Origin of the sequence: Sneathiella sp. (genome assembly GCF_041689005.1) — a bacterium.
GTDB lineage: Bacteria > Pseudomonadota > Alphaproteobacteria > Sneathiellales > Sneathiellaceae > Sneathiella.
Map to the genome: position 1 here is coordinate 1 of NZ_JBDNHC010000062.1, position 22,400 is coordinate 22,400.

General features: G+C 54.6%; 24 protein-coding genes. 9 read left to right on the top strand and 15 right to left on the bottom strand.

Annotated elements, in window-relative coordinates; all coding sequences use genetic code 11:
* Both ACESNI_RS06920 and argH read right to left on the bottom strand, forming a co-directional pair.
* Positions 1–746: alanine racemase (locus ACESNI_RS06920; RefSeq protein WP_373085812.1), on the bottom strand; the 746-nt coding region annotated here is incomplete at its 3' end.
* A gap of 140 nt (positions 747–886) precedes the next feature.
* Positions 887–2,287, bottom strand: coding sequence for an argininosuccinate lyase (argH, locus tag ACESNI_RS06925; RefSeq protein WP_373085813.1), 1,401 nt, complete (start codon positions 2,285–2,287; stop codon positions 887–889).
* 38 nt (positions 2,288–2,325) lie between these two features.
* Between argH and ACESNI_RS06930 the strand changes: the two genes are divergently transcribed.
* A complete protein-coding gene (locus ACESNI_RS06930) occupies positions 2,326–2,898 on the top strand; it encodes a TlpA family protein disulfide reductase (protein WP_373085814.1) in 573 nt (190 codons plus the stop codon).
* Here ACESNI_RS06930 and ACESNI_RS06935 read toward each other — a convergent pair.
* The 4 genes from ACESNI_RS06935 to ACESNI_RS06950 are packed head-to-tail and all read right to left on the bottom strand — an operon-like array spanning position 2,893 to position 5,426.
* Positions 2,893–3,204 carry a hypothetical protein gene (locus ACESNI_RS06935; RefSeq protein WP_373085815.1) on the bottom strand — a complete coding sequence of 104 codons (312 nt, stop codon included), beginning with the start codon at positions 3,202–3,204 and terminating at the stop codon, positions 2,893–2,895. The genes ACESNI_RS06930 and ACESNI_RS06935 overlap by 6 nt on opposite strands.
* The gene (locus tag ACESNI_RS06940; protein WP_373085816.1) at positions 3,201–3,785 is read right to left on the bottom strand and encodes a TetR/AcrR family transcriptional regulator; all 585 of its coding nucleotides are present in this window, start codon (positions 3,783–3,785) and stop codon (positions 3,201–3,203) included. Before ACESNI_RS06940 ends, ACESNI_RS06935 begins: the two co-directional genes overlap by 4 nt.
* Positions 3,786–3,844: 59 nt before the next feature.
* Positions 3,845–4,690, bottom strand: coding sequence for an SDR family oxidoreductase (locus tag ACESNI_RS06945; RefSeq protein ID WP_373085817.1), 846 nt, complete (start codon positions 4,688–4,690; stop codon positions 3,845–3,847).
* A gap of 10 nt (positions 4,691–4,700) precedes the next feature.
* The gene (locus ACESNI_RS06950; protein ID WP_373085818.1) at positions 4,701–5,426 is read right to left on the bottom strand and encodes an SIMPL domain-containing protein; all 726 of its coding nucleotides are present in this window, start codon (positions 5,424–5,426) and stop codon (positions 4,701–4,703) included.
* A gap of 87 nt (positions 5,427–5,513) precedes the next feature.
* Between ACESNI_RS06950 and ACESNI_RS06955 the strand changes: the two genes are divergently transcribed.
* Positions 5,514–6,296, top strand: a complete 783-nt coding sequence (locus tag ACESNI_RS06955) for a tetratricopeptide repeat protein (protein WP_373085819.1) — start codon at positions 5,514–5,516, stop codon at positions 6,294–6,296.
* Between the two features lie 4 nt (positions 6,297–6,300).
* On the opposite strand, the gene ACESNI_RS06960 is transcribed toward ACESNI_RS06955, so the two are convergent.
* The 4 genes from ACESNI_RS06960 to ACESNI_RS06975 form a co-directional block, all read right to left on the bottom strand.
* Positions 6,301–7,821 (bottom strand): YifB family Mg chelatase-like AAA ATPase, encoded by a 1,521-nt coding sequence (locus tag ACESNI_RS06960; protein ID WP_373085820.1) that lies wholly within the window; start codon positions 7,819–7,821, stop codon positions 6,301–6,303.
* Positions 7,822–7,912: 91 nt separating this feature from the next.
* Positions 7,913–8,869, bottom strand: a complete 957-nt coding sequence (gene gshB / locus ACESNI_RS06965) for a glutathione synthase (protein ID WP_373085821.1) — start codon at positions 8,867–8,869, stop codon at positions 7,913–7,915.
* Between the two features lie 73 nt (positions 8,870–8,942).
* Entirely contained in the window at positions 8,943–9,539 is a 597-nt protein-coding gene (locus ACESNI_RS06970; RefSeq protein ID WP_373085822.1) for a BON domain-containing protein, read from the bottom strand.
* A gap of 97 nt (positions 9,540–9,636) precedes the next feature.
* Positions 9,637–10,011: a YraN family protein gene (locus tag ACESNI_RS06975; RefSeq protein ID WP_373085823.1), complete on the bottom strand. Its 375-nt coding sequence runs from the start codon at positions 10,009–10,011 to the stop codon at positions 9,637–9,639.
* A gap of 244 nt (positions 10,012–10,255) precedes the next feature.
* On the opposite strand from ACESNI_RS06975, the gene ACESNI_RS06980 reads away from it, so the two are divergent.
* A complete protein-coding gene (locus ACESNI_RS06980; protein ID WP_373085824.1) occupies positions 10,256–11,587 on the top strand; it encodes a penicillin-binding protein activator in 1,332 nt (443 codons plus the stop codon).
* Between the two features lie 9 nt (positions 11,588–11,596).
* Here the strand turns inward: ACESNI_RS06980 and hemW are convergent, their stop codons facing one another.
* From hemW to rph, 3 genes are read right to left on the bottom strand one after another with little or no spacing between them, the layout of a single operon-like run.
* Positions 11,597–12,781 carry a radical SAM family heme chaperone HemW gene (gene hemW / locus ACESNI_RS06985; protein WP_373085825.1) on the bottom strand — a complete coding sequence of 395 codons (1,185 nt, stop codon included), beginning with the start codon at positions 12,779–12,781 and terminating at the stop codon, positions 11,597–11,599.
* Complete coding sequence (gene rdgB / locus ACESNI_RS06990; protein WP_373085826.1) at positions 12,759–13,412, bottom strand: RdgB/HAM1 family non-canonical purine NTP pyrophosphatase; 654 nt, start codon at positions 13,410–13,412, stop codon at positions 12,759–12,761. Before rdgB ends, hemW begins: the two co-directional genes overlap by 23 nt.
* Positions 13,379–14,095, bottom strand: a complete 717-nt coding sequence (rph, locus tag ACESNI_RS06995; protein WP_373085827.1) for a ribonuclease PH — start codon at positions 14,093–14,095, stop codon at positions 13,379–13,381. Before rph ends, rdgB begins: the two co-directional genes overlap by 34 nt.
* A gap of 125 nt (positions 14,096–14,220) precedes the next feature.
* On the opposite strand from rph, the gene hrcA reads away from it, so the two are divergent.
* Together hrcA and grpE are read left to right on the top strand one after the other, a co-directional pair.
* A complete protein-coding gene (gene hrcA / locus ACESNI_RS07000) occupies positions 14,221–15,249 on the top strand; it encodes a heat-inducible transcriptional repressor HrcA (protein ID WP_373085828.1) in 1,029 nt (342 codons plus the stop codon).
* 14 nt (positions 15,250–15,263) lie between these two features.
* Positions 15,264–15,896 carry a nucleotide exchange factor GrpE gene (grpE, locus tag ACESNI_RS07005; RefSeq protein WP_373085829.1) on the top strand — a complete coding sequence of 211 codons (633 nt, stop codon included), beginning with the start codon at positions 15,264–15,266 and terminating at the stop codon, positions 15,894–15,896.
* Between the two features lie 10 nt (positions 15,897–15,906).
* Here the strand turns inward: grpE and rarD are convergent, their stop codons facing one another.
* Positions 15,907–16,872, bottom strand: coding sequence for an EamA family transporter RarD (rarD, locus tag ACESNI_RS07010; protein ID WP_373085830.1), 966 nt, complete (start codon positions 16,870–16,872; stop codon positions 15,907–15,909).
* A gap of 282 nt (positions 16,873–17,154) precedes the next feature.
* Between rarD and dnaK the strand changes: the two genes are divergently transcribed.
* The 3 genes from dnaK to dapB all read left to right on the top strand — a co-directional run bounded on the left by dnaK (position 17,155) and on the right by dapB (position 21,195).
* Entirely contained in the window at positions 17,155–19,065 is a 1,911-nt protein-coding gene (gene dnaK / locus ACESNI_RS07015) for a molecular chaperone DnaK (protein ID WP_373085831.1), read from the top strand.
* A gap of 106 nt (positions 19,066–19,171) precedes the next feature.
* Entirely contained in the window at positions 19,172–20,305 is a 1,134-nt protein-coding gene (dnaJ, locus tag ACESNI_RS07020) for a molecular chaperone DnaJ (protein ID WP_373085843.1), read from the top strand.
* 77 nt (positions 20,306–20,382) lie between these two features.
* The gene (dapB, locus tag ACESNI_RS07025) at positions 20,383–21,195 is read left to right on the top strand and encodes a 4-hydroxy-tetrahydrodipicolinate reductase (protein ID WP_373085832.1); all 813 of its coding nucleotides are present in this window, start codon (positions 20,383–20,385) and stop codon (positions 21,193–21,195) included.
* On the opposite strand, the gene ACESNI_RS07030 is transcribed toward dapB, so the two are convergent.
* Positions 21,159–21,677, bottom strand: coding sequence for a DUF2244 domain-containing protein (locus ACESNI_RS07030; RefSeq protein WP_373085833.1), 519 nt, complete (start codon positions 21,675–21,677; stop codon positions 21,159–21,161). The two genes, dapB and ACESNI_RS07030, sit on opposite strands and share 37 nt — an antisense overlap.
* Positions 21,678–21,757: 80 nt before the next feature.
* On the opposite strand from ACESNI_RS07030, the gene nth reads away from it, so the two are divergent.
* Positions 21,758–22,393 (top strand): endonuclease III, encoded by a 636-nt coding sequence (nth, locus tag ACESNI_RS07035; RefSeq protein WP_373085834.1) that lies wholly within the window; start codon positions 21,758–21,760, stop codon positions 22,391–22,393.
* Positions 22,394–22,400 lie beyond the last annotated feature (7 nt).

Sequence of the window (22,400 nt, forward strand, 5' to 3'; positions counted from 1 at the left end):
GGGATATTGGCATCATAAGGGATACCGAGGCCGCCGCCCAGATCGACGCGGGAAATGTCATGTCCCTCGGCGCGAAGCTGCATCACCAGGTCGCGCACCCGGTTGAAGGCATTTTTATAAGGCTCAAGATCCGTTAATTGGGAGCCGATATGCACATCCACGCCCTTGATGTCAATGCCCGGCAGGGCCGCCGCCTCGGCATAGATGCGAGATACATCCTGCCAGGGCACACCAAATTTATTCTCCGCCTTGCCCGTAGAGATTTTGGCATGGGTCTTGGCATCCACATCCGGGTTGACGCGAAAGGTAATCGGCGCCGATTTTCCCATGGATGTTGCGACGTCGCTCAGCAGTTTCACCTCGGGTTCGGACTCAACATTGAACTGATGGATACCAACTTCCAAAGCAAATCGCATTTCCTCCGGCTTTTTACCAACACCAGAGAAAACAATCTTGTTCGGCGGAACGCCCGCCGCCAACGCCCGCCTGAGCTCTCCTTCCGAGACAACATCCGCCCCGGAGCCAAGTTCCGCCAATGTCCGGATAACAGCAAGGTTGGAATTTGCCTTTAAAGCATAGCAGACAAGGGCATTCGCGCCGTCAAAAGCTCCGGAAAAAACGGTGTAATGGCGCACCAGCGTCGCCGTCGAATAGCAATAGAACGGTGTGCCGACTTTTGCAGCAATCTCCCGTAGCGGAACATCTTCCGCGTAGAGTTCGCCGTTTTTATAATTAAAATGATCCATTTTAAGACAGTCTGCTCACGATGAACTTTTCGCTGGTTCGGCGTTCGGTGCCTCAGGCACATATTTAGGTGGGCTTTTGATGCCGCAGGCGACAAGGCTGCCTGTCAAAAGGACGATAACTAGGCTAAAAAGTAATTTCCTCATGTCACGTCCCCTTCGGCTGCGCGCCGTTCCCGCCATAGCGCTATCTGCTCGCGAACTCGGCTGGGTGCCGTCCCGCCATAACTGACCCGGCTGGCAACCGAATTTTGCACGCCAAGAACCGAGAATACCTCCGCCGTTATTGAACTCTCAACGGATTGCATCTGCTCCAGCGTCAATTCTTCCAGACCACAATTATTATCTTCCGCAAGCTTTACAAGAGCGCCGGTAACGTGGTGAGCATTTCGGAACGGCATATCAAGGCTCCGCACCAACCAATCGGCAAGGTCCGTTGCGGTGGTGAAGCCAGCCCCTGAGGCCGCTGTCATAATCTCGCCGTTGACCTTGATGTCTCTGATCATCCCGCTCATAGCAGCGAGGCAAAGCTGCAAATTATCTGCGGCATCGAAAACCGGTTCCTTATCTTCCTGCATGTCCTTGCCATAGGTCATCGGCAGGCCCTTCATCATCATCAACAGACTGGTGAAGGCCCCGGCACTTCGCCCGGCCTTACCGCGGATCAATTCGGCAGCGTCCGGGTTTTTCTTCTGCGGCATGATGGAGGAGCCGGTGGAAAAGCTGTCTGAACATTCGACAAAGCGGAACTGGGCGCTCGACCAGATAACGATTTCCTCGGCGAGACGGGAAAGATGCATCGAGCAGATGGAGGCAAATCCGAGGAATTCCAACGCAAAATCCCGGTCCGACACGCCGTCAAGCGAATTGGCCGTTGGCCGGTCAAAGCCAAGGGCCTTTGCCGTCATCTCGCGGTCGATGGGAAAAGACGTGCCAGCAAGCGCCGCCGAGCCCAGCGGGCTCTCGTTCATACGCGCCCGCGCATCCCGTAGCCGCCCGCGATCCCGCGCAAACATTTCGACATAGGCCAGCATATGATGGCCGAACGTCACCGGCTGCGCGGCCTGTAAATGGGTAAAGCCTGGCATGACCGTATCCGCTTCGGCAGTCGCCTGATGCAGCAGGGCATCCTGCAAATCAATCAGGTCCCCATCCAGATGATCGATGGTTTCGCGCACCCAAAGCCGAAAGTCCGTGGCCACCTGATCATTGCGCGAGCGGGCAGTATGCAGACGCCCGGCGGCATCGCCAATCAATTCCCGCAACCGAGCCTCAACATGCATATGGATGTCTTCGAGGGCGGGATCGGTCTTGAAATTTCCGGCCTCGATTTCACGAAGAATTGTCTGCAGCCCGTCCTGAATCTTGATACCGTCTTGCTCGGAAATGATGTTTTTGGCTATCAACATACTGGAATGTGCCATCGAACCCATTATATCCTGAGCATACAGACGACGATCGAAATCAATGGAGGCATTTATCCGTTCCATAATTTCTGCGGGACCTTTGGCAAACCTGCCTCCCCAAAGCTCGTTAGCGCTCATAACCGGCTCACTTTATGACTATTGGACTATTAATTAACATGATGATCAGACGCGTAAAATTTGTCAGTATTCTGTTCTTGCTTACATTTACAGGGCTTGGGGTTGGAACATCAACTGCTTTCTCCGAAAATGTGAGCAGCTTCCTGACGGGAGAGATGCAGAATTTTGCCCCCAACGGCCCTCCTCGGTTGCTGAAAGACTTCACCTTTATCAATGCCGACGGCGAACAGGTGCAGATTTCGGATTATAAGGGAAAGGTTGTTTTGCTCAATTTCTGGGCAACATGGTGCGCGCCCTGCCGGGAGGAAATGCCCGGCCTCGATCAATTACAAGCGGATATGGGGGGGGATGATTTTCAGGTTGTCGCCATAAGCCAGGACCTGCAGGGCATGGAAAAGGTGCAGGCATTTTTCAAGAAATACAAAATCAAGAACCTTGGCGCCTTCAATGACAAAACGCTTAAATCCGGGCGATCCGCCGGGGTGTTCGGCCTCCCGGCAAGCATCCTGCTCAATGCGGACGGCAAGGAGATCGGTCGGCTCGTCGGTCCGGCTGAGTGGGATGCACCAGAATCAAAGGCCCTGATCCAGCATATTATTGCCGGGTCATGACGGCGGCTGCCGGTTTTTTTTACGGGAGAGAAGAAACAGCCTGAAAATTCTTTCGACGGTCCAGCTACCCGCGAAATAAATGACGGCGTTGGTCAGGGTGACAATCATCAGGTCTCTTCCGAGGTCAAAATCGCTGACGCTGATTCCGATAAAGAATTGAAATCCGAGAATTGACGCGATACCGAAAACGGCGACGACAATAACAGCCACGCGCCCCTTGCCGTTCGTCCACGGGATCGCCATCAGGCATAGGAAAGAGATCGCCTGAAAAGCTGCACCACCAAGATCCGCACCAAATCCACTCATTCGCCGTCGAGGACCGTCAGCGCCACATCGACCATCGGGCGGAGCACGGCTTCTTCCGGATTGACCTTTCCGACGACGCGGATTCCTTGCATGACCCCTATGAAGAAGGTGGCAAGGCTACCCGCATCCCGCCGCGACTTAAAGGTCCCTTCTTGCTGACCGCGAGCAATCAGGTCCGTGAGACCCATCTCCATATCTTCAAAAAAGACGCGGATCCGCTCTGCGCATTCATCGTCGCGGGACGAGAGTTCCACCGCCGTATTGGTCATGAAACAGCCGCGACGCATTGGATCGGCAACCTGCTTTTGCATGAAGACATACATGAACTTGGTTAGAATTTCGCGGGGATCGCCCACCTGACGCAAAACATCGGTTCGCAATTGTGAGCCAGTGCCATATTGATCGAGCGCTTCCAGAAATAATTTATGCTTGTCGCCGAACGTATCGTAGAGACTGCCGCGATTGATGCCCATGCAATCGACCAGATCCTGCACAGAGGTCGCTTCATACCCTTTCGCCCAGAACGCCTGCATGGCTTTTTCCAGCGCCTCTTCCCTATTAAAACATTTCACTCTTGCCATTTACGCGTCCGTTAAGGATCAAATTCCACCCTAAAATCATTTATATACTTAAAAACAGCCTAAAGCAAAGCGGCCAAGCCTTCCCTGTATGTGGGATATTTAAGCGAAATCCCAAGCTCTGCTTTGATTTTAGCGTTGCTTACCCGTTTGCTGTCTGCATAGAAACTGCGAGCCATCGGGCTCAGATCCGCGGTTTCAAATGGCTGCAAAGGCGGCGGCGTCATACCTAGAAGGCTTGCCGCATAGGTGACGACTTCGTCCGGCGGCGCCGGTTCATCATCGGCGACGTTGTATATCTCGCCCGGTGCGGGCTTTTTCATGGACGCCATCAAGATGGCCGCCAAATCCGCAACATGGATACGGGAGAAGACTTGCCCCTGCTTGACGATCCGCCGTGCCTTGCCGGACTTCATCGAGACCAGCTGATTACGCCCGGGGCCATAGATTCCGGGCAACCGGAAAATATGAAGCGGTAAGTCATGGCGCCGCTGAAGTTCCTGCCAAGCCATTTCCGCCTGTACCCGGCGGGCACCCCGCGCCCCCGTCGGATCACGCGGGCTTTCCTCATCCACCCAGCCGCCCTGCAAATCGCCATAGACGCCGGTCGTCGAAAGATAGCCAATCCATTCGAGGGCCGGCAGGGCGAGAATCTGCTCCGCCATGACATCGCATACCGGGTCACCAAGCTTGTCCGGCGGAACGGACAGCAGAACATGGCTGACATCCTTCGCGATGTCCTGAAAGTTTGCAAGCGTGCAGTCACGGCGGAACGAATAGAGGGGAATAGTGCCCTCACGGCCCGCCTCCGGCACGGACCGGCCCGTCCCGAGGAAATCCCAGTCCGGGAAATCCATCACAATCTGCCGGGCGGTAAAACCCAGTCCAAAACAAAAAAGCCGGGACATCCTCACAAGCCTACTGTTGTGGTGATTGTTCTGTCCGCCCGAGAACGATCTCGGCCGAGACAGATTGCTTGACGGATACCAGCAGTTCCGCACTCGCTTCCGCGCCGCCACCGGATTCCGCTGTACTGGCTTTCATCATCATCGCACGGGGGTGAGGGCTGTTGTCTGCCGCCAAGGAGTGCAGTGAACCGAAATCAACACGGCGAACTTGATAAACCGGGCCTTGCATGACTTTATTGAGACGGTCTGCCTCGGCGATCGCCTGCCTGTAGATGTCGGCCCGTAACTCCCCGCGCAGTTTTTCAAATTCGGCAAGCGACGGCGTGAAATCGACCTGCGCAACATTAACTTTATATCCCGGGCTGCTGGCTGTTTTCGCGCGATCCTGTAATCCTGCCAGTTTGTCTTCCGGAATGCGCGCCTCGGCTGACACGTACCAGCGATTAAGTCCGGTCTGGTCAAGCCGCTGACTGGAGGAGGTGTAGCGCCATTCCGTCTCTTTCGCCAGTGACTGCAGGGACGCATCGATGCGCTTCTTCAGGCTTTCCGCGCTTTCGTCCTGCTGTACAAGTTCAACATAAACCGAGACCCTGGCCGTATCTGTTTTCACCCAGCCTTCCGTCGTCAATTGCAATATCACCTGATCTTGCGGGGCGTGGTGGCTCATCGGCATTTCAGCGGCGGCAACGGGGATCAGGCTGAGAAAGGCAATGCTGGCAACAACTAGTCTTTTCATGATAAAACTCCTTAGTATAATCGGTCTGAACGCTGGGAATCCGGAGTCAGGACCTACTGTCCAATCGCGTCCAATTTAAGGCAATCCATGCGTGGCAAAACCCTAGCCTATATGGTTTCATGTGTAATCTTTTTTACGCTGCCATTTTCCGCCCCTGTAACGGCAACCGGGACAACCGGTATTCGGGACGCCCGATCAGAATATGATGCCTGTCTCAAATTAGTGAAACGCGAGCCCGAAAAGGCGCTGGAATCCGGGCTTGCCTGGCGCGATCTCGGGGGCGGATTTCCCGCCCGGCACTGCGTCGCATTGGCGCTTGTGGAGATGAAGAAATATGATATTGCGGCACCGAAACTTGAAGAACTGGCGGAAGATATGGAAAAGGCGGGGTCTAACCTGGTTGTCCCGATCCTGTCGCAGGCCGCTAATGCCTGGCTGCTTGCAGGACATTATTCACGAGCAGATTCTGTGGCTTCTGCCGCCCTTGGCATCGATCCGGAAAATATCGACCTGCTGATCGACCGCAGCCGGATCATGGCCAAAACTGGAGATTACCAAAAAGCCTTCGAGGATCTGGATCTCGCCCTGAAACTAGACCCCACCCGCGCTGACGCCCTCACCTTTCGCGCTGCCGCCCTGCGTCAGCTCGGCGAAACCAGCCGTGCGCTCGAAGATGTCGAGCTTGCGCTGTCACTGCAGCCGGACCTGCTCGATGCCCTGATTGAACGGGGCATTCTTTATCAGTTGCAGGGAAAGGACGATGACGCGCGTCAGGACTGGCTCAAGGTTATCAATCTATCGCCGAACAGCGCTGCGGCAGATCTTGCCCGACTTAAACTTGAAAAGCTGGATGTTCATACGGATAAATAATCGATCATGTCATAATCAGCCGCCGCCGATATTCCAGCGCTTCGGCAATATGAACCCGGCCAACGGCCTCACTCTCCGCCAAATCCGCGAGGGTGCGGGCGACTTTCAGCACCCGGTGATACCCCCTCGCCGATAATTTCAATTTCCCGATCGCATCCTGCAAAAGGGCCATCGCCGGCTTGTCCGGCGTCGCAAACCGCTCCAGCACCTCGCCGTCCGCATCAGCATTTGTTCGAATGGTCGCGCCGCGGTCAATCCCCGCATACCGGACGCGCTGGATTTCACGCGCGCGCGCAATGCGCCGGGCAACAATTTCTGTCGTTTCGGTGGGTGTGGGAAGCGTAAGATCGACGGCGGACACAGCCGGCACATCGACATGAATATCAATCCTGTCCAGCATTGGGCCAGAAATTTTGGCGCGATATTCCATTGCGCATTTCGGGGCCCGCGCGCAGGCTTGGGACGGATCGCCCAAATGACCACATCGGCAAGGATTCATCGCAGCAATCAGCTGCATCCGGGCCGGATAGGTGACATGCAGGTTGGCGCGGGCAACAACGGCTTTACCGGTTTCAACAGGCTGGCGCAGGGATTCAAGGACCGCCCGATTAAACTCAGGCAGTTCATCCAGAAATAGCACCCCAAGATGCGCGAGGGAAACCTCGCCGGGCTTTGCGCCCCTGCCCCCGCCGACCATGGCCGCAACCGACGCCGAATGATGTGGGTCGCGAAAGGGACGGCGGCGCGATAATCTGCCTTCTTTCATTTCGCCGGCAATGCTGGAAATCATATTCACCTCCAGCGCCTCCGCCGCGTCGAGTGGTGGCAGCAATCCTGGCAGCCGGGCCGCCAACATTGACTTCCCTGATCCCGGAGGGCCCGCCATCAGCAGGTTATGTCCGCCCGCCGCCGCGACTTCCAATGCCCGTTTGGCCGTTTCCTGCCCCTTGATATCTTCAAGCCTCAACAGTGTGGAATCGTCGGCAATATCACCGCAAACGGGCGGTGTCAGGGCCTGTGTCCCCTTGAAATGATTGATGAGGGCGAGCAAACTTCCCGGCGCGAGGATTTCGAGGTCCCCCGCCCAGGCCGCCTCCGGACCCGAGGCTTCCGGGCAAATAATATTCCTCTCCCGCGCCACCGCATCGACGGCGGCGGGAAGGATGCCGGTCACAGGATTACAGCTTCCATCGAGGGAAAGCTCGCCCATCACCGTATAGCTTTCCATCTCATCCGCCGGTAAAATGCCCATCGCCGTCAAGATACCGAGCGCGATGGGCAAATCATAATGCGCACCCTCTTTGGGCAAGTCCGCCGGGGCCAGATTGATGGTAATCCGTTTGGGGGGCAATCCAATGCCAAGCGACGTCAGGGCCGCGCGTACACGCTCCTTGCTTTCGGCAACGGATTTGTCCGCGAGACCCACAATATTAAAGGCAGGAAGGCCCGATGCCATCATGATCTGGACGTCGACTTCACGGACCTCCAGTCCCTGAAATGCAACTGTTTTTATTCTTGCCTGCATACCAAACTTTAGGAAATTCACATGGGCCCGAATTCGACCATAGCATGTGCCTTACTAATCTTCATATACAAAAAGACGGCGAGGCGGGTTTTCACATACTGACGGAGTTACTGACTTTTTCTTCCAGACAATCCCAGATACCTACTTCCAGCTTGACCCCGTCAAATCGGTTTATTTCCTGAAGGCCGGTTGGCGAGGTGACATTTATCTCCGTCAGATAGTCCCCGATCACGTCAATACCGACGAAGATCAGGCCCTGTTCTTTCAGGGCCGGACCGATAATCCGGCAAATGTCGATCTCGCGCGACGTAAGCTTCGATTGCATGGCTGTCCCGCCGACATGCATATTGGATCGCACCTCCCCGCTTTGTGGGACGCGGTTAATCGCCCCGACCGGCTCCCCGTCAATCAAAATGATGCGCTTATCCCCCTCTCGAACTTCAGGCAGGTATTTCTGGACGATCATTGGTTCCCGGTAGAATTGCGTGAACATCTCGCATAACGACGACAGATTTTCATCCTCCGGTTTCAGGTGGAACACCCCGGCCCCGCCATTACCGTAAAGCGGCTTAATGATGATATCCTTGAACTCCGCCCTAAATTCCTTAATTTCCTGCAAGTTCGAGGAAATCAAGGTCGGCGGCATAATCCCCTCAAAATGGGTAACGAAAAGTTTTTCGGGCGCGTTGCGAACGCTGACAGGATCATTGACGACGAGAGTTTTCGGGTGGATATGTTCCAGCAGATGGGTTGCCGTGATATAGGACATATCAAACGGCGGATCCTGACGCATCAGGACGATATCGAGCGTCGCCAAATCAATGCGTTCAACCGCCCCGGCCGTGAAATGGTTGCCTTTTTCCCGGCGGACGCTGATCGGACGCGCATTTGCAACGATACGCCCCTGGGAAAAGGACATATCCTGAGGTCCGTAATGAAAAAGCCCATGTCCCCGGGCTTCGGCCTCCAAGGCGAGAACGAAACTGCTGTCGCCATTAATGTCAATATTTTCTATGGGATCCATCTGGATGGCTACGGCAAGACTCATCTTTTACGGCTTTCTACTATAAATACGCGCCCGCGTCGTGAAGGTATGAACGTACCCGTGGCGAATTGGCAATTCAAGCCGCCGGTTGCAGTTCTGATTTTAATTTGACGTAATCAACAATGCGCCGGACACCGGAAATATTTTTGGCATGGGCTTCCACCCGGCTGCGCTCCGCTTCATTTTGCGCAATCCCCATCAGGTAGACGACGCCGTCCACCGTATCTACGGAATAGTTGATATTAAAGATTTCCGGATCCCGAAGCAGCCGCAGTTTCAATTTTCCGGTAATCAGGCTGTCGGCTGCCAGAGTGTCGAACGCGTCGCTGTTGGAAATCGTCACATCATTATGCAGTTCCTTCACGCCCTTGACCCCCCAGACGATACGCGAAATGGTGATCCGGTCTTCTGGTGTCGGCACCTGTCCCGCGACCAGCACCACACCGTCGTTGACAGTTGTCGAGGTCGCGGTAAACAACGGCTCGCTTTTCTGGAATATCCCATTCATCACCTGAACCTTGATGGTTGCATCGTCCACGACGGTCCCGACGGACCGCTCTTCGGCGACCGCCACGCCGGTAACTGCCGCCCCTCCCAGGATGATAGATGGAGCGCATCCACCCAATGAGAGAGAGGACAATAAAATCAGGCAACCCCAGACAACCATTTTCATTTCAGCACATATTTCCCAAACATTTTGAAATCACACGTTTATTTATTTCAACCATAGTATAGACGTATTCGCTGACGTTGAAAGTGCCTGAATTCGATCATTCCCAGGCGCCCTCGATATGCGTCGGCTTCTGCCAGAAAGAAACGATCAGCAACACGTCGAAGCGGAGATTAAATCCATTAAATTTTGGCCTTTCCATGACGAAGGCTTCAAGTGCCCTGCCAATCCGGCGTTTTTGTTTGGTACTGATTGCTTCCGCCGCATCCGACATTCGGTGACGGGACTTGACCTCGACGGCAATGAGCAGGTTATTCCGGCGCGCAACGATATCAATTTCCCCGAAGGGCTTGCGATAGCCATTGGCAACAATATGGTAACCTTTAAGCCGTAAATAATTCGTAGCCATGAATTCCGCTGCTTTACCGCGAAAATAGGCGCGTCGCCGTTTGCGTTTCAGGGCATCTTTAGACATATGTGCCAAAATGTCGCCTCACTTAAACTGTTTCTATTACAGAACAAACTATTTGCTTGCCCCGCCCGCATGTGGTTGCCTAATCTTTGTCTGGAAATTCCACCAAAACCTTAAGGGAATGGAAAACTTGTTTTCTACGAAAAGCATAACCGCATCGCGCTCGAAAATTAAATGGAAATCTCTGTCATATGCTTGTCTGATAGGCGCTTTTGCCCTGTTCTTGTCCGGCTGTCAGTCTGCGAAAGTGGAACCCGTAGAGAATACCACAAAGGCGGCGGGAGCCCAAGACCTAGACGACCTGCTGAAATCAGACTCACGTTCACAGCAGGAGGATCTGTCGAACACGGGCAGCGTTGATCCGCTGGCAAGGCTTATTGCGCCGCAGCCACCGGTTCGCGGGCTGCGGCCGCCCCAGACCGGGGCCGTCAAGCCGGTTAAGATTGCTATTCTGCTGCCCCTTTCGGGACCCAACGCCGCCATTGGCAATGATCTGCTCCGGGCGGCGAACATGGCGCTCTTCGATCTGTCCAACCCGGCGCTCGAGCTCCTGCCACTCGACACCATGGGTACCGCGACGGGCGCGGAAAGCGCCGCCGCAGAAGCGCTTGTCGAGGGCGCCAAGCTTATTCTGGGTCCGCTGTTCTCGTCCTCCGTTGCGCCCGTGCGCGTGCTCGCCCAGAGCCGGGGCGTGAAAGTGATCACCTTTTCGACAAACACGACCGTCGCCGGTGATGGTGTTTATGTTATGGGCCTGACCGTTGGTCAGCAAATTCGCCGCGTAATGGAATTTTCCTACCGGCAAGGGCTGCATGATTTTGCCATTCTGGCGCCCGACTCACCCTATGGCGATGCCGTCATCGAAAATGTTATCACTACCAGCAATGATCTCGGCCTTAGCCTCGACAAGACTGTCCGTTACCCGATCAATATCGAGCCGGGATCACAGCAGTTGCATGAAATTGCCAAGATTCTTGGGGATTATGCGGAACGACACCAGCAGTTAATTAATGAAATCAAACTCAATGAGCGAAAGGACGATCCTGAATCAAAGGAATATGTTAAGAAGCTGAAAAAGAGGGATACCCTTGGCGACGTCTCCTTTGATGCGCTGATTATCCCGGAAGGGGGCGCACGATTGAAGGAACTGGCACCGCTTCTCTCCTATTACGATATTGATCCCGAGGTCGTTCAGTTTATTGGCACGGGGCTTTGGGCCGACCCGTCACTGTCTTCCGAGCCGTCCCTGGTTGGCGGCTGGTTTGCCGCCCCCTCTCCGGCCAAGGCGAAGACCTTTCAGGACCGATTCCAGAAAATCTATGATTATCTCCCGTCCCGCATTGCCAGTCTCGCCTATGATGCGACTGCTCTCGCCGGACTTCTCGCACAGGACCCCGAAGGAAGCCGGTTCGACAAGACTGCCATCGAAAATGTCAATGGCTTCACTGGCTATGACGGGATTTTCCGTTTTCCTGAAAGCGGAGTATCTGAACGCGGACTCGCAGTTCTGGAAGTCGGCCGAAACGGATTGCAGGTGTTGGAACCGGCACCGAACAGCTTCGCCGCGCTCATAAATTAGGACCGGCGCCTAGTCTCTCAGGAGTTCCGGCAAAAGACTGTTGAGGACAAGACGGCCCCGGTCTGTCGCCCAGATATGCCGATCGTCTCTGGCGATCAGATTAGCCTCCATCAGCATGCTCAGCCGGTCGGGCTGCACAACATCGAAGAGAGAAAGGCCTGTCGCCCGGGTGAAGTTCTCAAACCACACCCCTTCGGTGAGGCGTAAACCCATCAGCAGCAATTCCTCGGCCCGTTCCACCGGGCTGTCCAGTATTTCCTTTACTTCTGTCCCGTGAGCGTTTTCCTCCACCGCCTTCAACCAGCTTTCCGGGCGCTTGGTCTGCTGAAAGGCTGTGCGTTTGCCTGCGACCGTAACCCGCCCATGCGCCCCGGGACCGATCCCGAGGTAATCCCCGTAGCGCCAATATGTCAGGTTATGACGGCATTCATATCCGGGGCGGGCATGGTTCGATATCTCATAGGCGGGCCAGCCCGCATCGGCACATATAGACTGGGTAAGCTCGAACAGGGCTTCCGCCTTTTCTTCCGGCGGGACCTGAAATTCACCGCGCCGCACGGCCCCGGCAAAGCCGGTGTTGGGTTCAATTGTCAACTGATACAGCGACAGATGATCCCCGGCAAGGCGGAGGGCCTGCTGCAAATCTGCCTGCCAGGCCTTGGCGGACTGGTTCGGCAAGGCATAAATAAGGTCAAACGAGATATTCGCGAAAACCGACCGCGCTAGTTCAACCGCCTTCAAGGCCTCCGTCACCGAATGCTCACGCCCGAGAAACCGCAGGGCGTCCTCTTGAAGCGATTGCACCCCGAGCGACAACCGGGTCACACCGGCCTGCCGATACCCCGCAAATGATGCCGATTCCACCGAGGTTGGATTGGCCTCAAGCGTTATTTCAATGTTTTCGGCAATCGGAAAATGGCGGCCTGCACCCTCAATCAGGGCAGCGACGGTTTCCGGGCTCATAAGCGAGGGCGTCCCGCCACCGAAAAAAATACTTGTTACTGCCTGCTGCGGGACCAAAGCAGCGAAATAAGCAAGTTCCGCGAGCAGGGCCTGTGTCCAGCGCGTCTGGTCTACCTGTTCACGGACATGACTGTTGAAGTCGCAATAGGGGCATTTCTTCCGGCAAAACGGCCAATGAAAATAGAGACCGAATCCGGGATTGGGCGCCTTAACCGGCTGTGAAGCAAGCATCGATCAGCTGCTTGAAAGCGAGAGCCCGATGGCTCATGGCATGCTTATCCGACGGGTCCATTTCGGCGAATGTCTGCTCATGCCCGGCGGGGACAAAAACAGGATCATAGCCAAACCCTTTTGTCCCGCGCGGCGGCCAGATTGCCGTTCCCTTTATGCGGCCTTCGAAGCTTTCGATGTGTCCGTCGGGCCAGGCGAGACTGAGCGCGCAGATAAACTCGGCCCCCCGGTCTTCCGGCCTTGTGGCCCCTTTTTCCGCAAGCTTGTCTTCGACCGTTTGCATGGCCTTTGAAAAATCCTTGTCCGCGCCGGCCCAACGGGCCGAATAAATTCCCGGATCACCGTTCAACATATCAACGGCAAAACCGGAATCATCGCTAAGGCTGATAAGGTTGGACGCCGTCGCCGCAGCCCGTGCCTTGATTTCCGCGTTGGCGATAAAGCTGTCGCCATCCTCAACCGGTTCCGGCAGTCCCAAGTCGCCCGCGGAAACCGGTTCCACCCCGAAATCCGCCAGCAAGGCCCCAATTTCCCGGATTTTCCCGGGATTGTGGCTGGCGACGACCAGTTTGCCGCCGGTAAATTTCCGGTGCCCCGTCAAATTCCGAGCACGCGGCGCTGATGCGCGCACAGCTCCTGAACGCCTTGTTTGGCCAAGCCGAACAACGCGCCGAACTGGGCTTCCGAAAACGGATCTTCTTCCGCGGTTCCCTGAATTTCAATAATCTGTCCGTTCGAAGTCAGGACAAAATTGGCATCGGCTTGGGCGTTGCTGTCTTCAGGATAATCGAGGTCCAGAACCGCCGTGCCCTTGTAAATCCCGCATGAAACAGCGGCAACCTGGCCTTTCATCGGGATCTCAAGGATTTTTCCCTGCTCAACCAACTTCTCAAATGCCTGATACAACGCCACATAAGCGCCGGTAATCGACGCAGTCCGGGTGCCGCCATCGGCCTGGATCACGTCACAATCAACGGTGATCTGCCGCTCGCCGAAGCCTTCAAAATTCACCAGAGCCCGGAGGGAGCGGCCGATCAGGCGCTGAATTTCAACGGTTCTACCCTGTTGTTTGCCACGCGCGGCCTCCCGACCCATACGGGAGCCGGTCGAGCGGGGCAACATGCCATATTCTGCCGTCACCCAGCCCTTGCCGCTATTGCGAAGAAACGGCGGAACCCGCTCTTCAACACTAGCCGTGCAGAGAACATGGGTATCGCCGCATTTAATAAAGCAGGACCCTTCCGCATTCTTCGCATAACCGGGTTCCATTGTTATTTCCCGCAACTGGTCGGGAGCTCTGCCGGAGGGGCGCATATATATTCCTTTGCCTAAGCTTGATATCGGCGCCTGTTGTAACGCCTGCATCAGATTGACGCAAGCACCCCGCATCACTACATTCAAGGCCGGACGTGAAAAGGATCAACTTGCATGCCTGCCAAATGACTATCCAGGAATTGAATGAGCGCAGCCGCACGGTTTTTCGCCATATTGTGGAAAGCTATATGCAAACCGGGGAACCGGTAGGGTCACGTACATTGTCGCGCATAAGCCAGCTTGACCTCTCCCCCGCCTCCATTCGCAATGTCATGGCGGATTTGATGGATGCAGGTCTGCTAGATGCACCGCATACGTCTGCCGGCCGCGTCCCGACGCAAATGGGCATGCGGTTGTTCGTGGATGGTATTCTGGAGATCGGTAACCTTACAGAAAGCGAGCGCGCCGATATCAAGGCGCGGTGTGCCGTCGACGGTCGCAACCTTGAGGAAATCCTGACGGAAGCGACCTCAATGCTCTCCGGGCTTTCTAATTGCGCCGGCCTTGTGATCGCCCCAAAAAGCGACAGTTCCGTCAAGCAAATTGAATTCGTGCGCTTAGGAATCGACAAGGCGCTGGTAATCATTGTCACTGCCAACGGCATGGTCGAAAACCGCGCCATTGAATTGCCGCCCGGTCTGGCAGATTCAGCCCTGCGCGAAGCGGCCAATTACCTGAACGCAAAAATGGCGGGCAAAACCCTGCAACAGGCACGAGGTGAAATACAGCGTGAACTGGACAGCCATCAGGCACAGTTGGACGATCTGACGCAAGTTCTTATCGCCAATGACATTGCCGGTTGGGGCGGCGGTGAAACCCTGATTGTCCGGGGTCATGCAAACCTGCTGCAGAATATACAAGCCCTTGAGGACCTTGATAAAATTAAGGAACTGTTTGACATCCTTGAAGTCAAGAAGGAACGCATTAAATTACTTGATTTAGCGGAGAAAGGCAGCGGCGTTAAAATTTTTATTGGTTCGGAGAATAATCTTTTCTCGCTTTCCGGGACATCAATGATTATTTCTCCTTACAAGAACAGTCAGGATCAGATCGTCGGGGCAGTTGGCGTCATTGGCCCAACCCGCTTGAACTATGCCCGGATAATTCCGATGGTGGATTATACGGCAAAGATTATCGGTAGGTTACTGGACTAGAGTTAAATTGGGAAATGGACAGAATGAACAAGGAAAATCAGCCGCCTCTGAACGAGAATGAGGCACGTGACGACTCGGTGCCGGAAGAAAACGGACCTGTTGCAGATAGCTCTGATGAAAACGCAGAGGCCGTCTCCGAGCAGGACCGCATAATCGAGAAGCAGGCCGCAGAAATCGCCGACATGAAGGACAAGCTTTTACGCGCGATGGCCGAGTTCGAAAATATGCGCCGCCGCTCCGAGCGGGAAAAGCTGGATGCGCATAACTATGCGGTTACGAAATTTGCCCGCGATATGCTGGCCGTCTCCGATAACTTGCGCCGTGCCATCGAGAGCATTCCCGCCGAGGCTCGCGAAACGGAAGAGGTCAAGCATGTATTGCCGGGCATCGAAATGACCGAGGCAGAACTCCTGAATATCCTGGAAAAATATAAAATCAGGAAAATTGACGCGGAAGGTCAGAAGTTCGACCCCAACCTCCATCAGGCAATGTATGAGATTGAAAACCCGGCGGTGGAACCCGGCACCATCCTTCATGTTACCCAGTCCGGCTTCGTCATCGCGGATCGCCTGTTGCGGCCCGCCATGGTTGGAGTTGCAAAGGGCGGAAAGAAAGCATCGGAATCGCGGGTAGACGAAAAAGTCTAATCTTGCAGGATCAGGAAGGCGCAGCGAAAGCACGCCTCCTGGTCCGGAAGCTATCCACGCTGTAGATCACCAGTCCAACCCAGATCAAAGCAAAGGCCATCAATCGCGACTGGTCGAATGGCTCATCATAGACAAAAATGGCGATACCCATCTGTATGGTCGGCGCCAGATACTGCAAAATGCCAATGGTCGTGAGCTTCAGGCGCCGGGCCGCCACGGCGAACAGGATGAGGGGGATAGCCGTGACGATCCCCGTGCCGAGCAGAAGCATCAGGCTCCCCGTGTCATACATAAACCCAGCTCCGCCCGTGCCGAGGGACGCTGCCTCGGACGACGTAAATGTGAGATACAGCAAGAAGCCGAGAGCGACGGGAAAAAGCAACGTTGTTTCAACAACCAGGCCAACAGAACTGTCGACCTGTACCTTCTTGCGCAACAAGGCGTAAAACCCGAAGGAGAAGGCGAGGACAAGCGATACCCATGGCAAATACCCTATTTGCAGAGTCATAATCACGACCGCGCTGATGGCGAGCAGGATCGATAGCGTCTGCCACCTGTTCAGTCTTTCTTTTAAGAAAATCATCCCCAGCAGCACATTTACCAGCGGATTGATATAATATCCAAGGCTTCCTTCGAGAATACGGTCATTGCTAATTGCCCAGACGAAGGTGAGCCAATTGGCGCCGATCAGTATGGTTGTTGCAACAAATACCAAAAGCCGTTCACGATCACGGTAAACCGCCAGCAACTGCCCGAACTTTTTCGTCGCCACGACCAGTAGCAGGACAAAAACCGACGACCAGATAATGCGGTGGGAAATAATTTCGAGAGGCGATACATGGGAAAGCCATTTGAAGTAAATCGGCGATACACCCCATAAGACGAAAGCACCAAAAGCGCTTAACAGTCCCTTTGTTTCGTCAGCTGTGCCCCAGAAGCCCGGGAGACCTTGATTTTTCGATGACTGTAGCGCCAACGGTTTGCTCCCGATTAATCGTTTGAAGTCAAACTTAATTCTCTATCAAAACTAATCGCACCGGTAAAGAAATACTGCTGCATATCAGTCATGCCGCCGTCCCCAGCCAACAGGCATTCCGATAAATTTCGTAATATGCCTAGCCATGCCTATTCCAACCCTTGCACTGCATCGATTTCGACCATATATACACGACAACAGAAATTTCACTTTTTTAGGCCCCGGGGGTCATTGTGGTGCATGATGTGGCTGCACTGATCTGCCAATGTAGAAGAGGATACTATGGCTAAAGTAATAGGAATTGACTTAGGAACAACAAACTCCTGTGTCGCCGTCATGGACGGCAAGAACTCAAAGGTTATCGAAAACTCCGAGGGCGCGCGGACGACACCGTCCATGGTTGCGTTTACGGAAGATGGTGAGAAGCTGGTTGGTCAGGCCGCAAAACGGCAGGCAGTTACCAATCCGCAGAATACCTTTTTTGCCATCAAACGATTGATCGGTCGCCGGTTTGAAGACAAGACCACCCAAAAAGATATGAAAATGGTCCCGTATAACATTGTCAAGGCGGACAATGGTGATGCGTGGGTCGAAGGTCGCGGCGAGAAATATTCTCCGAGCCAGATTTCTGCCTTTATCCTTCAGAAAATGAAGGAAACGGCTGAGAGCTATCTTGGCGAGAAAGTAACCCAGGCCGTTATCACGGTTCCGGCCTACTTCAATGATGCCCAGCGTCAGGCAACGAAGGATGCCGGCAAAATTGCCGGTCTTGAAGTATTGCGGATCATCAACGAGCCGACAGCGGCCGCCCTTGCCTATGGCATGGACAAGGCAAACCAGACGGTTGCCGTTTATGACCTTGGCGGTGGTACCTTCGACGTCTCGATCCTGGAGATCGGCGACGGCGTCTTCGAGGTTCGCTCGACGAACGGCGATACGTTCCTCGGCGGCGAGGATTTTGACCTCACGCTGGTCGACTATCTAGCCGACGAATTCAAGAAGGAACAGGGCATTGACCTGCGGAGCGACAAAATGGCGCTTCAACGGTTGAAGGAAGCGGCGGAAAAAGCGAAAATCGAGCTTTCGTCTTCCCAGGCGACAGAGATTAATCTGCCCTTTATCACGGCGGATGCTTCCGGCCCGAAACATATGCAGTTGAAGCTGACACGTGCGCAATTCGAAAATCTGGTCGAGGATTTGATCAAAAGGACTTTACCGCCGTGCGAAAAAGCGCTGAAAGATGCGGGATTGCAAAAGGGCGAAATTGACGAAGTTATCCTTGTCGGCGGTATGAGCCGGATGCCCAAGGTTACTGAAACCGTCAAAAACTTCTTTGGCTGCGAGCCCCACAAGGGCGTGAACCCGGACGAAGTTGTTGCCATGGGCGCCGCCATTCAGGCAGGTGTTCTGCAAGGCGATGTCAAGGACGTGCTGCTTCTCGATGTGACTCCCCTCTCGCTGGGTATTGAAACCCTCGGCGGCGTATTCACACGCCTGATCGATCGGAATACAACAATTCCAACGAAGAAGAGCCAGACGTTCTCAACTGCCGAGGATAACCAGAAGGCCGTGACGATCCGGGTGTTCCAGGGTGAACGCGAGATGGCCGCGGATAACAAATTGCTTGGTAATTTTGACCTTACAGACATCCCAGGAGCCCCAAGAGGGATCCCGCAGATTGAAGTTACCTTCGATATCGATGCGAACGGCATTGTCAATGTCTCGGCAAAAGACAAAGGCACAGGCCGGGAGCAGAAGATCCAGATTCAGGCATCAAGCGGTCTGAGCGAGGCGGATATTGACAAGATGGTCAAAGACGCCGAGGAGCATGCCGCCGAAGACAAGGCGCGCAAGGAATTGGTTGAAGTCCAGAATCAGGTCGAAAGCCTTATCCATGCAACGGAGAAAACGCTGGAAGAAGCGGGCGATAAGGTCGGAGACGATGTAAAAGCTCCGATCGAGACCGCGCTGAACGACCTGAAGGAAGCCAAGGAAAGCGACGATATCGAGGCGCTCAAGAGTAAGATGGAAGCATTGCAGACCGTCTCCATGAAACTTGGTGAGGCATTGTATGCGCAGTCGCAGGCCGAAGCGGAAGCGCCTGAGGCAAGCCCGGAAGAGGGCAGCTCCTCTGACGACGATGTTGTCGATGCTGACTTTGAAGAAGTAGACGAAGACAAGAAAGACAAGTAAGGGTTTGCTTTTGACTGTAACCCGTTATTATTCTTATCTTTGAACATACCGCTCCGATTAAGGCCTGATGCCTGATCGGGGCGGAATTCGTTGAGTGACTGAACCCATGGCGAAACGCGACTACTATGAAATTCTTGGCGTTGACAGCTCAGCTGACAGCGTCATCCTGAAAACCGCCTATCGTAAGCAGGCGATGCAATATCACCCGGATAGAAATCCCGGTGATAGTGAGGCCGAGGCCTCTTTCAAGGAAATAAACGAGGCCTATGAGATCCTGAAGGACCCGCAGAAGCGAAGTGCCTATGACCAGTTTGGTCATGCCGCGTTCGAAAATGGCGGCGCCTCCAATGGCGGTGGCTTTGGCGGTATGGGCGGCGGCTTCAGCGATATTTTTGAAGACCTGTTCGGCGACTTCATGGGCGGCCAGCAAGGCGGCGGAAGAACCCGCAGTCCGCGCGGCTCCGATTTACGCTATAATCTTGAAATTACTCTCGAAGATGCCTTTAACGGCAAAAAAATGGAACTCAAGATCCCGACCACAGCTGAATGTGAAAGCTGTGAAGGATCCGGCGCCGAGCCAGGTTCAGAACCGATTGCCTGCCCGACATGTCAGGGTCAGGGTAAAGTCCGGGCGCAACAAGGGTTTTTCACGATCGAACGCACCTGTCCCGCCTGTCAGGGTCAGGGTCGTGTTATTGAAAAACCCTGTAAATCCTGTCGAGGGGAGGGTCGCGTCCGCAAGGAAAATACGCTCTCCGTCAGTATCCCCGCCGGTGTTGATGACGGAAATCGTATTCGGCTTTCCGGTGAAGGGGAAGCGGGAATGCGTGGCGGGCCATCGGGCGATCTTTATATTTTCCTCACCGTGAAGGAGCATCGCATATTCCAGCGCGATGGCCAGGACATTCATTGCCGGGTCCCAATCCCGCTGTCCGTGGCCGCCCTTGGTGGTGACATTGAAGTGCCGACACTAGACGGCGCGCGCGCCAAGGTCGCGATTACCGCTGGCACCCAGTCAGGCCGTAAATTCCGGCTGCGGAGCAAGGGCATGCCGATCATGAACTCCCATAGCCACGGCGATATGTATATTCATACGATCGTGGAGACACCCGTCAATCTGAGCAAACGACAAAAGGAACTTTTGAAGGAATTCGAAGCCGAGGGCAAGGGTGCCCACAGCCCTGAATCGGAAGGCTTCTTCTCCCGGGTGAAGGATTTCCTCGCCGATCTAAAAGAATAATCCCCTGCCACAACAACCTCGCCTTGGCATTTCAACTATGTTAAGTCCGTAGCCGGATATAAAAAGGGTTTCGAAGGATGAGTGACCTAAAGGTTGGAATTGTTGGCTGCGCCGGGCGCATGGGCCGCATGCTGGTGAAACAAGTGACACAGACGGAGGGATGCTCTATCTGCGGGGGCGTGGAGCAGACCGGTTCAGACTATCTCGGCAAGGATATCCATGGCCTCGCCGGGTTGGAGCCGTCCGGTATTACCGTGACCGACGATACCACGCATTTGTTCGAAATGGCCGACGCGATCATCGATTTTACAGCGCCCGCAACCTCTGTCGCACATGCCAAGTTGGCGGCGAAATATCAGACCATCCTTGTTATCGGCACGACGGGCATTGCCCCGGAGGAGCAGGCGGAAATTACCGAATCCGGGCAAAAAACCGTGATAGTCCAGGGCGCAAACATGAGCCTTGGCGTCAATCTACTGGCGCAGCTCGCCCGGAAAGTTGCCGGAATCCTCGACGATGAATTTGATATCGAAATTCTGGAAATGCACCATCATCACAAGGTCGATGCGCCATCCGGAACGGCGTTGCTGCTCGGCAAGGCCGCCGCCGAGGGTCGCGGTGTCGATCATGATGCGGTTGCGGATCGTGGACGCGATGGCATAACCGGGGCTCGCAAGCGGGGCGACATCGGCTATGCGGTATTGCGCGGCGGGAATGTTGTTGGCGACCATACCCTTATTTTCGCTGCCGAGAATGAACGCATAGAGTTGACCCATAAGGCTGGCGACCGGAGCATTTTCGCCCGGGGCGCGGTACGCGCCGCTCTCTGGGCCCAAGGCAAGCCCGCAGGCAACTACGACATGATGGACGTGCTCGGTCTTGAAGGCTGAATGATACCGCCGCTGCGATAGGTCGCCAGCGCGGCAGTGAGGACGTTACAGACTTCCTCTTTCTCATCCTCGCCCAGAAAATTTCCGATCTCTGAACTCTCACCGCGGCTGGTCACCCAGAGATGCCCCCCGGCAATCCGGACGCGCGCCCAATAGGCCTGAAATTCCTCAACAACCGACGCACCGTTTGGCGAAATTCGCGTAATCGTGAACATATCTTCTGCCAGCCGGATATTTTCCTGCTGTTGGCCGGCCCGGAAGTTCAGACGAAACGCAACATAAACTAGTAAAATATCAAGCACGAGGAAGCCAAAAACGGGCCAGGCTCCCAGTCTCAGAAATAACACCCCATAGACGAAGCTGAAAAACGTGAAAAGGCTCATCAGGACGATAAAGTTGGACCGCGAGAGGCTCTGGTTCGGATGAAGTGAGATGTGGAACGATCCCTCCGAGCCGTCTCTAGTTGAATTTATATCAGTCAATTTCGGGATATACCCCCCGGTCTTGATCGACCTGCAAATTGGTCATTGCGGTTAAAATACAGCTATGCTTATAACATAGAATGAAAAAATCAGATATCAGCGAATTTTTTCGCCGCCTTCAGGAAATAAATCCGGAGCCGAGGACTGAGCTCAATTATAGCAGCCCTTTCACCATGCTGGTTGCCGTAGTCTTGTCCGCACAGGCAACCGATGTGGGCGTCAACAAGGCGACGGGGCCGCTGTTCGCCGTCGCTGATACAGCGGAAAAGATTCTCGAGCTCGGCGAGGAGGACTTGCGGGACTATATCAAATCGATCGGGCTGTATAAAACCAAGGCCAAAAATGTCATCAAGCTATGCGAAGCTCTGATCCGGGACCATGGCGGCGAGGTTCCACAAACCCGCGAAGAGCTTGAAAAACTGGCGGGCGTTGGCCGCAAAACCGCAAATGTTGTCCTCAACAGTGCCTTCGGGCAGCCGACGATTGCAGTCGATACCCATATATTTCGGCTCGGCAACCGCACCGGCATCGCGCCGGGTAAAAATCCGCTGGAAGTCGAAAAGAAACTCGAAAAGCGTATTCCGAAGGGATATTTGCTCCATGCCCACCACTGGTTGATCCTGCACGGCCGCTATGTCTGCAAGGCCCGCAAGCCCGAATGTTATCGCTGTATCGTCGCCGACTTATGCGATTTCAAGGGCAAGACCATTGCCTGACGAGCCG

Coding starts and splice junctions, on each gene's coding strand:
- hrcA (WP_373085828.1), top strand. CDS start 14,221: ATGACTATCCAGGAATTGAATGAGCGCAGCCGCACGGTTTTTCGCCAT.
- ACESNI_RS06945 (WP_373085817.1), bottom strand. CDS start 4,690: ATGTCCCGGCTTTTTTGTTTTGGACTGGGTTTTACCGCCCGGCAGATT.
- ACESNI_RS06940 (WP_373085816.1), bottom strand. CDS start 3,785: ATGGCAAGAGTGAAATGTTTTAATAGGGAAGAGGCGCTGGAAAAAGCC.
- ACESNI_RS06930 (WP_373085814.1), top strand. CDS start 2,326: ATGATGATCAGACGCGTAAAATTTGTCAGTATTCTGTTCTTGCTTACA.
- ACESNI_RS06960 (WP_373085820.1), bottom strand. CDS start 7,821: ATGCAGGCAAGAATAAAAACAGTTGCATTTCAGGGACTGGAGGTCCGT.
- dnaJ (WP_373085843.1), top strand. CDS start 19,172: ATGGCGAAACGCGACTACTATGAAATTCTTGGCGTTGACAGCTCAGCT.
- gshB (WP_373085821.1), bottom strand. CDS start 8,869: ATGAGTCTTGCCGTAGCCATCCAGATGGATCCCATAGAAAATATTGAC.
- ACESNI_RS06955 (WP_373085819.1), top strand. CDS start 5,514: ATGCGTGGCAAAACCCTAGCCTATATGGTTTCATGTGTAATCTTTTTT.
- dapB (WP_373085832.1), top strand. CDS start 20,383: ATGAGTGACCTAAAGGTTGGAATTGTTGGCTGCGCCGGGCGCATGGGC.
- rph (WP_373085827.1), bottom strand. CDS start 14,095: ATGCGCCCCTCCGGCAGAGCTCCCGACCAGTTGCGGGAAATAACAATG.
- hemW (WP_373085825.1), bottom strand. CDS start 12,781: ATGCTTGCTTCACAGCCGGTTAAGGCGCCCAATCCCGGATTCGGTCTC.
- grpE (WP_373085829.1), top strand. CDS start 15,264: ATGGACAGAATGAACAAGGAAAATCAGCCGCCTCTGAACGAGAATGAG.
- nth (WP_373085834.1), top strand. CDS start 21,758: ATGAAAAAATCAGATATCAGCGAATTTTTTCGCCGCCTTCAGGAAATA.
- ACESNI_RS06950 (WP_373085818.1), bottom strand. CDS start 5,426: ATGAAAAGACTAGTTGTTGCCAGCATTGCCTTTCTCAGCCTGATCCCC.
- argH (WP_373085813.1), bottom strand. CDS start 2,287: ATGAGCGCTAACGAGCTTTGGGGAGGCAGGTTTGCCAAAGGTCCCGCA.
- ACESNI_RS06935 (WP_373085815.1), bottom strand. CDS start 3,204: ATGAGTGGATTTGGTGCGGATCTTGGTGGTGCAGCTTTTCAGGCGATC.
- ACESNI_RS06975 (WP_373085823.1), bottom strand. CDS start 10,011: ATGTCTAAAGATGCCCTGAAACGCAAACGGCGACGCGCCTATTTTCGC.
- ACESNI_RS06970 (WP_373085822.1), bottom strand. CDS start 9,539: ATGAAAATGGTTGTCTGGGGTTGCCTGATTTTATTGTCCTCTCTCTCA.
- dnaK (WP_373085831.1), top strand. CDS start 17,155: ATGGCTAAAGTAATAGGAATTGACTTAGGAACAACAAACTCCTGTGTC.